The following is a 14,229-nucleotide window of genomic DNA, read 5'->3' as shown; positions in this document are numbered from 1 at the left end:
GACGACCCCTCTCGCGAGATCGGTAGGACGGACCTACTTGACGATCTTGGTGACCGTACCGGCACCCACGGTGCGTCCACCCTCACGGATGGCGAAGCCGAGGCCCTCCTCCATGGCGATCGGCTGGATCAGCGCGACCGTCATGTCGGTGGTGTCGCCGGGCATGACCATCTCGGTGCCCTCGGGCAGCGTGATGACGCCGGTGACGTCGGTGGTGCGGAAGTAGAACTGCGGGCGGTAGTTCGCGTAGAACGGGTTGTGACGCCCACCCTCATCCTTGGACAGGATGTACGCGGTGCCCTCGAAGTCCGTGTGCGGCGTGACCGAACCCGGCTTGACGACGACCTGGCCGCGCTCGACATCCTCGCGCTTGGTGCCGCGCAGGAGCAGACCGCAGTTCTCGCCGGCCCAGGCCTCGTCGAGCTGCTTGTGGAACATCTCGATTCCGGTGACCGTGGTCTTCTGCGTCGGACGGATGCCGACGATCTCGACCTCGGAGTTCAGAGCGAGGGTGCCGCGCTCCGCACGGCCGGTGACGACGGTTCCACGACCGGTGATCGTGAAGACGTCCTCGATCGGCATGAGGAACGGCTTGTCTTTATCGCGCACCGGGTCCGGAATGGACTCGTCAACCGCGTCCATCAGGTCGAGGATCGACTGGGTCCAGGTGTCGTCGCCCTCGAGAGCCTTGAGGCCGGAGACGCGGACGACGGGAGCGTCGTCGCCGGGGAAGCCCTGCGACGAGAGGAGCTCGCGGACCTCGAGCTCGACGAGCTCCAGGATCTCCTCGTCGTCCACCATGTCGGCCTTGTTCAGCGCGACGAGGAGGTAGGGGACGCCGACCTGCTTGGCGAGGAGGACGTGCTCACGGGTCTGAGCCATCGGGCCATCGGTGGCGGCGACCACGAGGATCGCGCCGTCCATCTGAGCCGCGCCGGTGATCATGTTCTTGATGTAGTCGGCGTGACCGGGGGCGTCGACGTGCGCGTAGTGGCGCTTCGGCGTCTCGTACTCGACGTGAGAGATGTTGATCGTGATGCCGCGCTGGCGCTCCTCGGGAGCGGAGTCGATCGATGCGAAGTCACGCTGGACGTTGGTCGCGGACGGGAACTTGTCCGCCAGAACCTTCGAGATCGCCGCGGTGAGAGTGGTCTTTCCGTGGTCGACGTGACCGATGGTTCCGATGTTGACGTGCGGCTTGGTCCGCTCGAACTTGGCCTTAGCCACTGTGGGTCCTCCTCAGGACTTAGGTGCAAGCATCCGCATCCGGAAGCCGCACGGGGGCGGCACGAGGACAGGAGGACTTGCGGGGGTTTCGTGTACGTATGTTACCGGCAGTGGTCGTGCGACCGTCCCGCTGCGACAGGGGGCGCGCTGCGCTCGGCAGCAAACCCGCACGACACTACCAGGCCGCCGCCGTTCGAGGGAACGGCGGCGACCCAGGGGCGGCGCTACTCGCCCTTGTTCTTCTGGACGATCTCCTCAGCCACGGCCTTGGGGACCTCGGCGTAGGTCTCGAAGGTCATCGAGTAGACGGCGCGGCCCGAGGTCTTCGAGCGCAGGTCGCCGATGTAGCCGAACATCTCGGACAGCGGGACATTGGCCCGGATGACCTTGATGCCGGTGGCGTCCTCCATCGACTGGATCATTCCGCGACGCGAGTTGATGTCGCCAATGACGTCGCCCATGTACTCCTCGGGAGTACGGACTTCGACGGCCATAAGCGGCTCGAGGAGGACCGGCTGCGCCTTGCGTGAAGCCTCCTTGAACGCGATCGAGCCGGCGATCTTGAACGCCATTTCGGAGGAATCGACGTCGTGCGCCGCTCCATCGACCAGGGTCGCCTTCACGCCGACCATCGGATAGCCGGCGAGCACGCCGACCTGCATGGCGTCGCGGATGCCCGCGTCGACCGAGGGAATGTACTCGCGCGGAACGCGGCCACCCGTGACGCCGTTGACGAACTCGTAGGTCTTATCGGCATCGACTGCCATCGGCTCGATGGTGATCTGCACCTTCGCGAACTGGCCGGAGCCACCCGTCTGCTTCTTGTGGGTGTAGTCGTACTTCTCGACGGTGCGGCGAATCGTCTCGCGGTACGCCACCTGGGGCTTTCCGACGTTCGCCTCGACGTTGAACTCGCGCTTCATACGGTCGACCAGGATGTCGAGGTGCAGCTCGCCCATTCCCTTGATGACCGTCTGACCGGTCTCCTGGTTCTGCTCGGTGCGGAAGGTGGGGTCCTCCTCCGCGAGCTTCTGGATCGCGGTTCCGAGCTTCTCCTGGTCGGCCTTCGTCTTGGGCTCGATGGCGACCTCGATGACGGGCTCCGGGAAGGTCATCGACTCGAGCACGACCTGCGCCTGCGGGTCGCTCAGGGTGTCACCGGTGGTGGTGTCCTTCAAACCGATGACGGCGTAGATGTGGCCGGCGGTGACCGAGTCGACCGGGTTCTCCTTGTTGGAGTGCATCTGGAAGATCTTGCCGATGCGCTCCTTCTTGCCCTTGGTCGAGTTGATGACCTGGGCGCCGGAGTCGAGCTTGCCCGAGTAGACACGGACGTAGGTGAGGCGGCCGAAGAACGGGTGCACGGCGACCTTGAACGCGAGCGCGGAGAAGGGCTCGGTCGAGTCGGCGTGGCGCATGATGACCTTCTCCTCGTCGCGGACGTCGTGCGCCTCGATGGCGGGGACGTCGAGCGGGGAGGGGAGGTAGTCCACGACCGCGTCGAGCATCGGCTGGACGCCGCGGTTCTTGAACGCGGAGCCGCAGAGCACCGGGTAGATCTCGGAGTTGACGGTCATCTTGCGGATGGCGCCCTTGATCTCCGCAACGGTGAGTTCCTCGCCGCCGAAATACTTCTCGAGCAGCTCGTCGGAGGTCTCCGCGACGGTTTCGAGGAGCTTCTCGCGGTACTCCGCCGCCTTATCGGCGAGGTCGGCCGGGATCTCCTCGATCTCGTACTTGGCGCCCAACGCGACGTCTCCCTTGGAGTCGCCGCGCCAGGTGAGCGCGCGCATCTCGACCAGGTCGACGACGCCCTCGAAGGTGCTCTCGGCGCCGATGGGCAGCTGGATGACCAGCGGCTTCGCACCGAGGCGGTTCACGATGGTGTCGACGGTGTAGTAGAAGTCGGCGCCGAGCTTGTCCATCTTGTTGACGAAGCAGATGCGGGGGACGTCGTACTTGTCGGCCTGACGCCACACGGTCTCGGATTGGGGCTCGACGCCCTCCTTACCGTCGAAGACGGCGACAGCGCCGTCGAGGACGCGGAGCGAGCGCTCGACCTCGACCGTGAAGTCGACGTGACCGGGGGTGTCGATGATGTTGATCTGGTTCTTGTTCCAGAAGCAGGTGGTTGCGGCAGAGGTGATCGTGATGCCGCGCTCCTGCTCCTGCGCCATCCAGTCCATCGTCGCGGCGCCGTCGTGGACCTCGCCGATCTTGTGCGTGATACCCGTGTAGAACAGGATGCGCTCGGTGGTGGTGGTCTTGCCGGCATCGATGTGGGCCATGATGCCGATGTTGCGGACCTTGTTCAGGTCGGTGAGCACATCTTGTGCCACGGAGTTCCTCCGATAGGTGATGGAGCCAGCGCACCGGGTTCATGGCCGAATGGCTGGGATTCTGGTGGTGGCGGATCGCCCGGTCGCGGGGATCGGGCGATCCACCGCCGGGACCGGGCCCGCAGCGCTGACGCTGTGGGCCCGGCGGTAACGGTCGCCCGAGGGCGACCGCGGGTGCGCTACCAGCGGTAGTGCGCGAAGGCCTTGTTCGACTCGGCCATCTTGTGGGTGTCCTCGCGACGCTTCACAGCGGCGCCCAGACCGTTCGACGCGTCGAGGATCTCGTTCATCAGACGCTCGGTCATCGTCTTCTCGCGACGGGCCTTCGCGTAGCTGGTGAGCCAGCGCAGCGCGAGGGTGTTCGCGCGATGCGGCTTGACCTCGACCGGGACCTGGTAGGTCGAGCCGCCAACGCGGCGGCTACGGACCTCGAGGGTCGGACGGACGTTGTCGAGAGCCTTCTTGAGGGTGACGACGGCGTCCTGGCCGTTCTTGCCGGCGACGCCCTCGAGGGCACCGTAGACGATGCGCTCGGCGAGACCCTTCTTGCCGTCCAGGAGGATCTTGTTGACGAGCTGGCTGACGATGGGAGCGCCGTAGACGGGGTCTGCGACGACGGGGCGCTTGGGAGCTGGGCCCTTACGAGGCATTACTTCTTCTCCATCTTCGCGCCGTACCGGCTGCGAGCCTGCTTGCGGTTCTTGACGGCCTGGGTGTCCAGGGCGCCGCGAACGATCTTGTAGCGGACACCGGGGAGGTCCTTGACGCGACCGCCGCGCACGAGCACCATCGAGTGCTCCTGCAGGTTGTGGCCCTCGCCGGGGATGTAGGCGGTGACCTCGGTGCCGTTGGAGAGCTTCACGCGGGCCACCTTGCGGAGGGCCGAGTTCGGCTTCTTGGGCGTGGTCGTGTAGACGCGCGTGCAGACGCCGCGCTGCTGGGGGTTGGCCTTCAGGGCGGGCGCCTTGGTCTTGGTGACCTTCGGCGTGCGTCCCTTACGGACCAACTGCTGAATCGTTGGCACTGGTTCTGCTCCTTGGATGCTGCACGGTGACAGCGGATCGATGGTCGACATTCGGCCCTCCCGTCTCCGGGAACGGCCGAGTTCATCTGGACCCGACGCACCCCGCGGCCCCGCGAGCGGGACCGGGGAGGGTGAGGGGTATGCCGTGGGGGCCGCCCGATCGGACGAACCCGCGGATCCTTGCGGACCCGGTAGAGCGAGGTGCGGCGACCGCGTCGACCCGGAGGCATGACACAAGCGCACGGCACAGCGCACACCCGGAGAATATTACGGGGAGTGACGGGGCCGGTCAACCGAGCGGCGTTCGCCCTGGGAGAGCGCGCGACGCCGCTCCGCCCGGCCGACACGATCACTCCCGCTCGTCGCCCTCCCAGCCCCAGTGCGGGCTGTGGCCGCCCGCGTCGCGGCGAGCCAGGAGCAGGAGGAACACGAGCTGCACCGCCGCCGCGAGCACGCCAGTCGCGAGCGCGAAAGGGGTGGGCGCGTGATCCAGCACCCAGCCGAGGATGTCGCCCGGCTCCTGCCGGCCGAGGCCGTAGAGCGCGCCGCCGGTGAGCAGGAAGAGCAGGGAGACGACGACCCCGGTCAGCAGCGATGGGCCGAGCACTCGGTGAACGGCGGGGCGCGCGGCGAGGGTCATCATCGCGACCAGCACGGCGAGGACGCAGACCGCCACCGACACCGGCCCCAGCAGCGGGCCAGCATCGCGCTCGGGCACGACGTCCTGATCGAGCAGGAGGCTGAGCACCCCGAACGCGCAGACGACCAGGGCGAGGTAGAGGAACGCGGCGAAGGCGGCCAGCGCGAGGCCGTAGCCCAGCCCGGCGCTGCGGCCCTGTTCCTGGCCCGTCACGACGGATCGGCCGCTTCCCGCTCGGCGTTGCGGCGCTTGACGCCCCTGGCCCGCCCGGAGATGGCGGCGCCTCCCCAGACGCTCGCTTCCCGGCCGAGCACCGCCGCGGCGAGCACGGCGGCCAGGACAGCGGGGTCGCGGACGTACTCGAGCGCGAGGGTACGGTCGACCGGCAGCGAGAGCGGCCCGACGGCGCTCCAGCCGCCGGCGAGCGCGGCCGCCGCCGTGAGGAGGGCGACCAGGAACCCGCCGAGGACGTAAGCCCACCAGCCCGCGCGGTTCACGACCAGCACGATCAGGGCGAGTCCGACGAAGAACGCCGCGACCGGCGCGAGAAAAAGCGCGGTCGGCGCCGTCTCGAGCGCGAGCGCCACCGGATCCCCAGCTGCGCGGCCGACGAGGAGGCGGATCGCGGTGAGCGCCACCAGGTAGAGGGCGGCGAAGACCGCCGTGGTCAGCAGCGCGAGGGCGAGACCGGCCAGGCGGTTGCCCGAGCGGCGGACAGGTTCGGGCTCGGCCTCGACCGGGCCGAGGGCACTCGGCGCCTCGGCAGTAGCGGCCGGTGGGGACGGTTCGAGCGTCGGCTGACGCTCGGTCTCGGGTTCGGGCCAGACGTACTCGCGGGTCGGCTGGGGTCCGGTTCCGCCGGACGTCTCGGTCGCGGAGGGGATCCGCGTGGTCTCGGCGTCGCTGCTCCAGTTCACCCGGACAGCATAGGCACGGGTCGCGCCACTTCCGGTGCGCCGCGCGGCTCCCGTCGATGGAGGGCGGACCTAGTCGAGCGGATGGAGGAGACGGTGCAGGAACTGCCGGGTCCGCGGCTCGCGCGGCTCCCGCAGAATCTGCGCGGGAGCGCCGCGTTCGACGACGACGCCGTCGGCCATGAAGACGACCTCCGAGGCCACCTGCCGGGCGAATTCGAGTTCGTGCGTGACCACGAGCATCGTCCAGCCCTCTCCCGCCAGCTCTCGCATCAGCGAGAGCACGTCGCCGACCAGCTCCGGGTCCAGCGCCGAGGTCGGCTCATCGAAGAGGAGGAGCTCGGGCCGCAGCGCGAGCGCCCGCACGATGCCGACGCGCTGCTGCTGCCCGCCGGAGAGCTCGAACGGGTAGGCGCTCCCCCGGCCGCCGAGGCCGACGCGCTCGAGCAGCAGCTCCGCCTCCGGGACCACCTCGGATGCGGAGCGGCGCTGCACTCGCAGCGGCCCCTCCGTGACGTTCTGCAGGACGGTCAGATGAGGGAAAAGGTTGAAATGTTGAAAGACCATCGCGGAGTGATTGCGCAGACCGGTGAGCGCCTTGCGTCCGACACCGCGATCGAAGGTGAGCACGCTGCCGTCCGCGAGTTCGACGACTCCGCCGTCCGGCACCTCGAGGCTGTTCAGCGAGCGCAGGACGGTGGTCTTACCCGAGCCGGACGGACCGATGAGAGCGACGACCTCGCCTCGGCGGACCTCTAGGTCGATCCCACGGAGCACCTCCACGCCGCCGAAGGACTTGCGCAGGCCCCGGGCCGTGACCACGGGCCGAGCGTCGGTCGGGGAGTCAACGGGCGACATAGCGGTCCAATCGCTTTTCGAGCAGACCCTGGCCGCTGGAGAGCACCAGGCAGATGAGCCAGTAGATCAGGGCGGCCTCGACGTAGAGCAGCATGAACTCGCTGGACGCAGTCGCGATCTTCTGCGCCTGCCGGAAGAGCTCGGTCACCAGGATCAGCGAGGCCAGCGAGGTGTCCTTCACCAGGGAGATGAAGGTGTTCGACAGCGGCGGCACCGAGACCCGCGCGGCCTGCGGCAGGATGATCCGCCGCAGGGAGAGCGCGCGGCTCATGCCGATGGTGTGCGCCGCCTCCCACTGCCCCTTCGGGACGCTCAGGATCGCCGCTCGAATCACCTCGGCCGCGTAGCCTCCCACGTTCAGGGCGAAGGCGATCGTGGCGCTGGGCCACGGGTCGATCTTGAGGCCGAGGCTCGGCAGGCCGTAAAAGATCACGAACAGCTGCACCAGGAGGGGTGTGCCACGGATGACCGAGATGTAGGCGCGGGCGGTCCAGGAGAGGATCCGCACCCGCGAGAGCCGCATCAGGGCGACCGCCAGCGCGAGCACGAGCCCGATCGCGAAGCTCACCACCGCGAGCGGGATCGTCCCGACGATGCCCCCGGAGAGGATCGGCCAGAACGACCGGAGGACAAGATCCATAGATTCTCTCCTTCGCGGAGCAGCCCCGCGGTCGGCTCGGTCGGGTGGTGGCATCGGAGGCGGACCGAGTCCGCCTCCTTCGGAATGCTGGCATGCCCGGGCACGATTGCGCCCGGCGCGTCGGCCTCCGGCGCAGTGCATTCCCTCACCGCGAGGCCGAACCCGCGCGAGGCGGCTCCTCCCGGTGCAGAAGGAGCCGCCGCGGCGGACTACTGGGAGACGTCGGCTCCGAAGTAGCGCTCGGAGAGGGAGACGAGGGTGCCGTCCGCGCGCAGTTCGTCGAGGGCGGAGTCGACGGCGGCGACGAGGTCATCGGATCCCCGAGGGAAGGCGAAACCGCTCGCGGAGGTGTCGGCGGTCGTGACGGCGACCTTGAGTCCGGCGGCCTGGTCGGGGTAGGTCGTGGACCAGTCGAGCCAGGTGAGGCGGTCGTTCACCGTCGCGTCGACGCGTCCCTGCTCGACGAGGGCGATGGCCTGGGCCCAGCCCTCGACGCCCTCGACCTGCGCGCCGTTCTGCTGCGCGACGGTGTACCAGTTGCTCGAGAGCGATTGGGCGGTGGTCTTGCCGGAGAGGCCGGCGAGATCGGTGATGGACGTGTCGCTCGCAGGCACGATCACGACGCCGGGGCTGACGGAGTACGGCTCGGAGAAGTCGTACTTCGCCTTGCGGTCATCGTTGATCGCGACCTGGTTGGCGATCACGTCGAAGCGCCCACCCTCCAGGCCCGCGAAAATCGCGTCCCACTGCGTCTCCTGGAACTCGGGCTCCACGCCCAGCTTCTCGGCGACCGCGGTGACCACGTCGATGTCGTAACCGGTCAGCGCACCGGTGCCGCCATCGGCGTGGAAGGAGAAGGGCGGGTAGGTGCCCTCGGTGCCGATGGTGAGCTTTCCGGAGTCTTTGACCTCGGCGAGGGTCAGGCCGTCGCTCGCGGAGGTCGTGCCCGCGCCGCTCGAGCCCGAGACCACGTCGTCGGTCGAGGCGGGCGCGCAGCCGGCGAGGACCAGGGCGGCGGCGGCAGCAGCAGTGCCGAACAGGACGCGCAGAGAGGTACGGGCGGAAAGGGTCACGGTGTTGTCCTTCGGTGAATCACGGAGTCGTGGCGGTCGCGGTGCGCGGGGTGCGGCGCGGGGATCGACGACGGGACGGGACGTCCAGGAGGGGACCGCGGCGAAGCGGACCCACTCGCACAGACGATAACCGGGGAAGGGGTCGGCTATTCCCGGATGTCGCCCCGTGACGCCGAGTGCGCGGCGAGGAACCGCTCCGTCCCCGCGACCTCGTCGTCGGTGAGGCCCGCCGCCGAGTCCGGTCGGATCAGATGGAAGGGGGTGCTCTGCTCGCGCGCCCAGAGGTAGGCGTCCTCGCGGAGGTTGTCGTCGATCCAGACCACCGCGTCGATCGGGCCGCGGTCGGCGGCCGACTCGAGCCAGGCCGCGACCGGCTGAAGCTTGCCGGTCTGCCCGGGGAATCGCGGATCGCGAGGGAGCCCGCCGTCGAAGACGATCGCCTCCGTGCCGCCCGGCAACCCGAGATCCTCAGCGAGGACCGAGGTCAGGCGGGGCGGCCACGTCGTGGCCCAGACGATCGTGCCGACCGCGGCGAGCCGGGCGACGAGCGCCTCCCGCTCCGGCTCGAGTTCGAGCCGGTGCGAGCCCGCCGCGCGATCGCTGCGGACGGAGGGATTCAGGACGCCATCGACGTCGAGCAGGATCAAGGCGACCATGCCTGTCACCGTACCGGCGCCAGGGCGGATCGCGCGAGGAGCGCTAGCGTGACGGCATGCCGCCGAGCCTCGTACTGCCGGATGGCCGCGTCGCCGAGCTGAGGCCCGACCCGGTGCGGCCGGAGGCACTGCTGCTCACGGTCGACGGCATCGAGCAGTCGCTGATCGACCCAGGGGATCCTCGATCACTGCACCTCGAGTACCTCGCCCGCCTCGGCGCGGTCGTGGACGCGGCTGCGGCTGCGGGTGAGCCGCTGCGCGTGCTGCACCTCGGTGCCGGCGCGCTGGCACTGGCGCGCTACGTCGCGGTGACACGGCCCGGCTCCGAGCAGCTCGCGGTCGAGAGCGCGGAGGGACTGGTCGAGTTCGTGCTCGCCCACGCCCCGCTCCCCCGCGACGCCCGCGTGCGGGTCGTGACAGCGGACGCCTCCGGAGCACTGCCCACCTGGAAGGCCGACCTCGTCGTGCTCGACGTCTACGACGGCGACGAGATCCCGGAGGCCTTCTACTCGCCGGCCGTGCTCGCTCCGCTCACCGCGCGAGTAGGATCCGCGGGACTGCTCGCGGTCAACGTCGCCGACGACGCCGACCACCGCAGGCTCACGCGCCTGCGCCGGGTCGTACGGGAGCTGCTCCCCGTCACCACCGCGGTCGGCGCCACCGCGTTCATCGAGGGGCGCAGCGACGGGAACGCGATTCTCCTGGCCTCACGCTCGGCGCTCGCTCGCGGCGTCGCTGCCCGCCTGCTGCTCGACGGCCCGCACCCGGTCTCCGCCGCGACGGATGGCGACGTCGTGGTCGCCGATGTGACGGTAGAAGTCGACCCGTGAGTCGAGTGTGACCCCGGTCTCGAGGTACTTGGCGCGGATCCGCTTGATGTAGGTGCGGACGGTGTGCTCGGCGACGTTGAGATCGACGGCGACGGTCCTGACCGCGGCTCCGGCCCCGTAGGCGCGCATCACCCGGCTCTCCTGCGGGCTCAGCACCGGGCGGCGCACCTCCCGGCCGTGCACGAGCCGGTGCCGGGCCGTGTCCGAGATCCAGGTGCGGCCGGAAGCGACCGAGACGACAGCGGCGGCGAGCTCGCTCGGGTCGTCTCCCTTCCAGACGTAGGCGGCTCTCTCGCGCCGCAGCACAGCCCGCACCGGCTCGAGCGAGTCGGAGGAGGAGAGGACGACGAGGCCGACCGTGCGCTCCGCGGCGCGCTCCATCGCGGCGGCCACCTCCTCGCCGGGCACGCCGTCGAGGTCGAGGACCGCGATCCGGTCCACGCCCTCTTCGTCGTGCGAGAACTGCGGCAGCAGCTGCGCGAGCAGCGCCTGGAGCGCGGCGCGCTCGATCGCTGGTCCGTCTGCGACGTCCAGCGTGAACCGATCGAATCCGGTCACGGAGGTCCCCTTGCAGGGGCAGGTTCGGGTCCGCCCCGGCTGCACCGTAGCGGGCATGGCACTCAGCGCGCAGCTGATGAGACATTTCGTTTCAGTGGGAGGAGACCCCCAGACCGTTCCGAATCGGCTCATGGACCGCCTGAAGGGCGCCTCGGGGCCCCCGGCACCGGATAGTGTCCCTCAGCATGGACGACAGCTCAGGAGGCGCCGCACGGGCCCGGAGGATACCCGCGGAGCAGGTCCGCAACCGCATGATCACCACGGCCCGCGAGGTCGTCTCGACCCACGGCCTCACCGTGAGCTTCGCGCACCTGCCGATGGAGGAGTACATCCGCCTCGCGGAGGTGCCGCGCAGCTCCGTCTACCGCATCTGGAGCACCCGCGAGGAGTTCGTCGCGGACCTCATCGGCGAAATCTTCGTGCGCGACCGCTACGCCGAGGGCGCCGAACTCGAGACCCGACAGGAGACGCGCGAGGTCCGCAAACGCTTCTCCCACCTGCTCGTGACCGCCGCCGGACGCCGACAGGTCGGCTGGGAGATGATCCGGATCGGCGCTCGCGCGAACGCGGAGTCACTCCGCCGATCCGCTGACTGGTCCTCCTACAACGCCCTCCTCGCCTGCACCTTCTCGATGGAGGCCGGGCCCGCGCGCGATGCCGTCCAGGCGACGGCGAAGCGGATCGAGGGCATGCTGACCCGCCGGATGCGGGACTTCTACGAGGAGTTCCTCGAGTTGATCGGCGCCTCACTGCGCCCCGGATTCACCACGCTCCAGCTCGCTCACCTCACGGCGACCGTGATCGACGGACTCGCGCACCGCGGCCGCCTCCTGGACGATGACCTCGACGCCGCCGTGACGGCCCCCGGCCTCGACGGAGAGCCGGTCGAGTGGATGCTCGCGGCGTGGACGATCCGCTCGATCGTCGACGGGATGCTGGAGCCGGTCGCGGAGGACTGAGCGCACGCGGATCCCCGGATCAGTCGTCCGTTTCGGTGAACCCGTCGATCAGCATCAACACCGAGACGACGGCGAGCGAGGGGCCGTCGGGGTCGGCGGGGTCGAGGGGGCCGGTCACCAGCTCCGGCGCGGCGATGCGGGCAATGCAGAGACCCTCCACGAGGGCAGAGACGGCGGAGGCGAGTGCCGCGTGGCTGCGGCCCGGGCGCAGCCGCAGCCCTGCCTCGTCGAGGGTGTGCTGGTAGTACTTCGCCATGTTGTCGATGAAGTGGAGCTGACGGACGCGCAGCGCCGAGCGGATGGCGGTCCTCGCCGGCTCCTCGTGCGAGTCGGCCGCGCCGGCGAGGGCGATGAAGTTGCGCCAGTGCTGTGCTGAGAAAACGTTGTCGACGTTCGCATCGACGGCCACCCGCACCGAGGCGACCAGGGCCTCGCGACGCTGCTCCGGCGTGAGCTCCGCGACGAGGTGGCGATGCAGGTAGGAGTCCCCGGCGGCCAGCGACGGCTGGTCGAGCCGAGTCGCGAGTACCCGCTCGGGAATGGCACCGATCAGCTCGTCGTAGAACGACTTCCGGGTCGGCCAGATCCGATACACCGTGCTGCGCGGCACCCCGGCCGAGCGGATGACGTCTTCGAGCGACAGGTGGCCGACTCCGACGCGCAGACCCTCGGTCCGCACGACTGCGAGGGCCGCGTCGAGCAGGCGGATGCGGACCTGCTCGCGGGAGAGACGCGGCGTACGCGTCGTCTCCGGCGTCGCCGGGGGCTCGTCACTCATGGGGCCTCCGCTGGGATGTGCGGAGACCTCTCCGACATCTGGTGTCCAGCAGAGCGTACCCGTTCCGCGGGCAGCGGGTGAGAGCGGGGCGGGGACGGGCGCGGGCCGCGCATGCGGCTCGGGTACCGCGCGGACCGCGCTGCCTGTCCCCCCAGGCGGCCGCCCCCAGCGACCGGTCCGACCGTATGATGCGCGACATTCGTCCGTCAAACGTCGCGACACCATGTTTCCTCGCTGTCCGCGACCCGCCTCAGGACGCTCACAAGGAGCGCCGCCGCGACTCCTCCGCCGCCGGGAACAGGTGCGCGGTCGCCCGCGCCTTTGTCGCGCGCGGGACGGCCAGCTCCCGGGCGATGACATCGGAGACGACGCCCGTGGCGTGCTCGACGAGGTCGACGTTGCGGGTCAGACGCGCGTGATGGCACGGGCTCGCGTCCACATCGACCACGAGCTTGGCGAAGCGCAGGGCGTTGCCCAGGCGTGCGAAGGGCGTGAGCTCGGCGACCACCGACGGAGCATCCGCCGCAGCCAGATAGGTGTAGCGGCAGGTCGAGACCACGGAGTCGTCGACCCCGGCTGTCGCCGATCCGGTCGCGACCATGATGTCGCCGAGGCCGACCGGCGCGCTGGCCCGGCCGAGCGCTACAGCCGCGGTGACCTGGATGTCGCCGACCAGCGCCGTCACGTGCACGCCGGCCGGCCAGGGCGGCAGGGAGCTGAGCTCGGACGATCCGGTGCGCAGGCCCTTGCCCGCGGCGGAGGCGAGAGCGTCGATCAAGGGCACTCCCGTGCACTCCCCCGCGTACTCGGCGTTCTCTGAAACGGCGTCACCGCAGGAGGCGAGCATCGCCGAGAGGCTCAGCCGGCTCGGCGGGTCGAGCCCGGCGATCACGGCGGGACTCACCCGACCGGACTCATCGACCATCCGGCCCAGACGCTCGGCGACATCGGAACCGGTATTGGGTGTCCCGAAGGTGAGCACCGACGAGACCATCGATGACACGGCCGTGCCGTCGACCGTGCTGCTCAGCGCCTGACGTGCGGCGAGACCGCCCATCGAATGCGCAACCACAATGGCACGCTGGCCGGTCGCCGACACCAGACAGGCGATCGAGGAGGAAAGAGCATCGCTGATCCCGGGGTCGGTGACCCAACGGGCGGCAAGGCGACGATAGTCGAAGGTGTAAACGGCGGCGCCCTCGATCTGTTGGAACCGGCCGAGGAGCGAAGGCCTGGGAGCGTCGAGAGCGGTCGCTGAGCCCGACGAGACCATGTCGACCAGGTGCGAGAAGACGCCAGTGCGGCTCGCGTCGTGGGTCGCTGTGCCGAGCCAGCCGTGCAGCAGCACGATCGGCACGACAGCCCTGACGGAGCGCGGCTCGACGTCGTCACCCGCGAGCACCGGCGCGAGCTGCGCCGCTCCGCAGGACGTCGGGACGACGGCCTCCGCCGCCTCGGCGCGCCCACTGGGCACGATGAGCGCGCCGACCACCGCAACCAGGGCGGCCAGCACGACGATCACGACTCTCATCCGCGCAGTCCTTCGAGTGCCGCGGCCAGGACGGGGATCGGGACGAACGCGACCCGGCGAGCACCCCTCGAGTCAATCATTCCCACCGCGGGCAGAACGTCCGCAGGCGCGAACCGCCGGCACCCCCCGTGCGGGTGTGGCCGGCCCGGGAACGACGAAGGCCCCGCCGGTGTCCCGACGGGGCCTTCGATCGTTCAGCTCA

14 protein-coding genes are annotated in these 14,229 nt (G+C 69.6%); 1 reads left to right on the top strand and 13 read right to left on the bottom strand.

Features of this window, described 5'->3' with window-relative positions; all coding sequences use genetic code 11:
• Positions 1-33: 33 nt before the first annotated feature.
• The 11 genes from tuf to C5D07_RS06325 form a co-directional block, all read right to left on the bottom strand.
• The gene (gene tuf / locus C5D07_RS06375; protein ID WP_068251449.1) at positions 34-1,227 is read right to left on the bottom strand and encodes an elongation factor Tu; all 1,194 of its coding nucleotides are present in this window, start codon (positions 1,225-1,227) and stop codon (positions 34-36) included.
• Between the two features lie 224 nt (positions 1,228-1,451).
• Positions 1,452-3,566, bottom strand: a complete 2,115-nt coding sequence (fusA, locus tag C5D07_RS06370) for an elongation factor G (protein WP_068251446.1) — start codon at positions 3,564-3,566, stop codon at positions 1,452-1,454.
• A 179-nt stretch (positions 3,567-3,745) separates the two neighbouring features.
• Positions 3,746-4,216, bottom strand: coding sequence for a 30S ribosomal protein S7 (gene rpsG, locus C5D07_RS06365; protein WP_068251443.1), 471 nt, complete (start codon positions 4,214-4,216; stop codon positions 3,746-3,748).
• Positions 4,216-4,590, bottom strand: coding sequence for a 30S ribosomal protein S12 (rpsL, locus tag C5D07_RS06360; protein ID WP_011186743.1), 375 nt, complete (start codon positions 4,588-4,590; stop codon positions 4,216-4,218). The genes rpsG and rpsL overlap by 1 nt, the downstream gene beginning before the upstream one ends.
• 349 nt (positions 4,591-4,939) lie before the next feature.
• Entirely contained in the window at positions 4,940-5,443 is a 504-nt protein-coding gene (locus tag C5D07_RS06355; RefSeq protein ID WP_068251440.1) for a DUF6121 family protein, read from the bottom strand.
• Complete coding sequence (locus C5D07_RS06350; RefSeq protein WP_104258972.1) at positions 5,440-6,147, bottom strand: hypothetical protein; 708 nt, start codon at positions 6,145-6,147, stop codon at positions 5,440-5,442. Before C5D07_RS06350 ends, C5D07_RS06355 begins: the two co-directional genes overlap by 4 nt.
• A 69-nt stretch (positions 6,148-6,216) precedes the next feature.
• Positions 6,217-7,002, bottom strand: coding sequence for an amino acid ABC transporter ATP-binding protein (locus tag C5D07_RS06345; RefSeq protein ID WP_068251435.1), 786 nt, complete (start codon positions 7,000-7,002; stop codon positions 6,217-6,219).
• The gene (locus tag C5D07_RS06340; protein WP_084415775.1) at positions 6,989-7,642 is read right to left on the bottom strand and encodes an amino acid ABC transporter permease; all 654 of its coding nucleotides are present in this window, start codon (positions 7,640-7,642) and stop codon (positions 6,989-6,991) included. Before C5D07_RS06340 ends, C5D07_RS06345 begins: the two co-directional genes overlap by 14 nt.
• A 209-nt stretch (positions 7,643-7,851) precedes the next feature.
• Entirely contained in the window at positions 7,852-8,715 is an 864-nt protein-coding gene (locus C5D07_RS06335; RefSeq protein ID WP_068251429.1) for an amino acid ABC transporter substrate-binding protein, read from the bottom strand.
• Positions 8,716-8,861: 146 nt separating this feature from the next.
• The gene (locus C5D07_RS06330) at positions 8,862-9,371 is read right to left on the bottom strand and encodes an HAD domain-containing protein (RefSeq protein ID WP_104258971.1); all 510 of its coding nucleotides are present in this window, start codon (positions 9,369-9,371) and stop codon (positions 8,862-8,864) included.
• A 707-nt stretch (positions 9,372-10,078) separates the two neighbouring features.
• Positions 10,079-10,759: a LuxR C-terminal-related transcriptional regulator gene (locus C5D07_RS06325; protein ID WP_104258970.1), complete on the bottom strand. Its 681-nt coding sequence runs from the start codon at positions 10,757-10,759 to the stop codon at positions 10,079-10,081.
• Between the two features lie 185 nt (positions 10,760-10,944).
• Between C5D07_RS06325 and C5D07_RS06320 the strand changes: the two genes are divergently transcribed.
• Positions 10,945-11,718 (top strand): hypothetical protein, encoded by a 774-nt coding sequence (locus C5D07_RS06320; protein ID WP_146076692.1) that lies wholly within the window; start codon positions 10,945-10,947, stop codon positions 11,716-11,718.
• Positions 11,719-11,737: 19 nt separating this feature from the next.
• On the opposite strand, the gene C5D07_RS06315 is transcribed toward C5D07_RS06320, so the two are convergent.
• The gene (locus tag C5D07_RS06315; RefSeq protein WP_104258969.1) at positions 11,738-12,496 is read right to left on the bottom strand and encodes a TetR/AcrR family transcriptional regulator; all 759 of its coding nucleotides are present in this window, start codon (positions 12,494-12,496) and stop codon (positions 11,738-11,740) included.
• A 259-nt stretch (positions 12,497-12,755) separates the two neighbouring features.
• A complete protein-coding gene (locus C5D07_RS06310) occupies positions 12,756-14,027 on the bottom strand; it encodes an esterase/lipase family protein (RefSeq protein ID WP_104258968.1) in 1,272 nt (423 codons plus the stop codon).
• Positions 14,028-14,229: the final 202 nt, after the last annotated feature.

Source organism: Rathayibacter tritici (assembly GCF_002932875.1).
Classification (GTDB): Bacteria; Actinomycetota; Actinomycetes; order Actinomycetales; family Microbacteriaceae; genus Rathayibacter; species Rathayibacter tritici.
The sequence above is the reverse complement of the archived record's forward strand: the minus strand, read 5'-3'. Positions and strand labels throughout refer to the sequence as shown.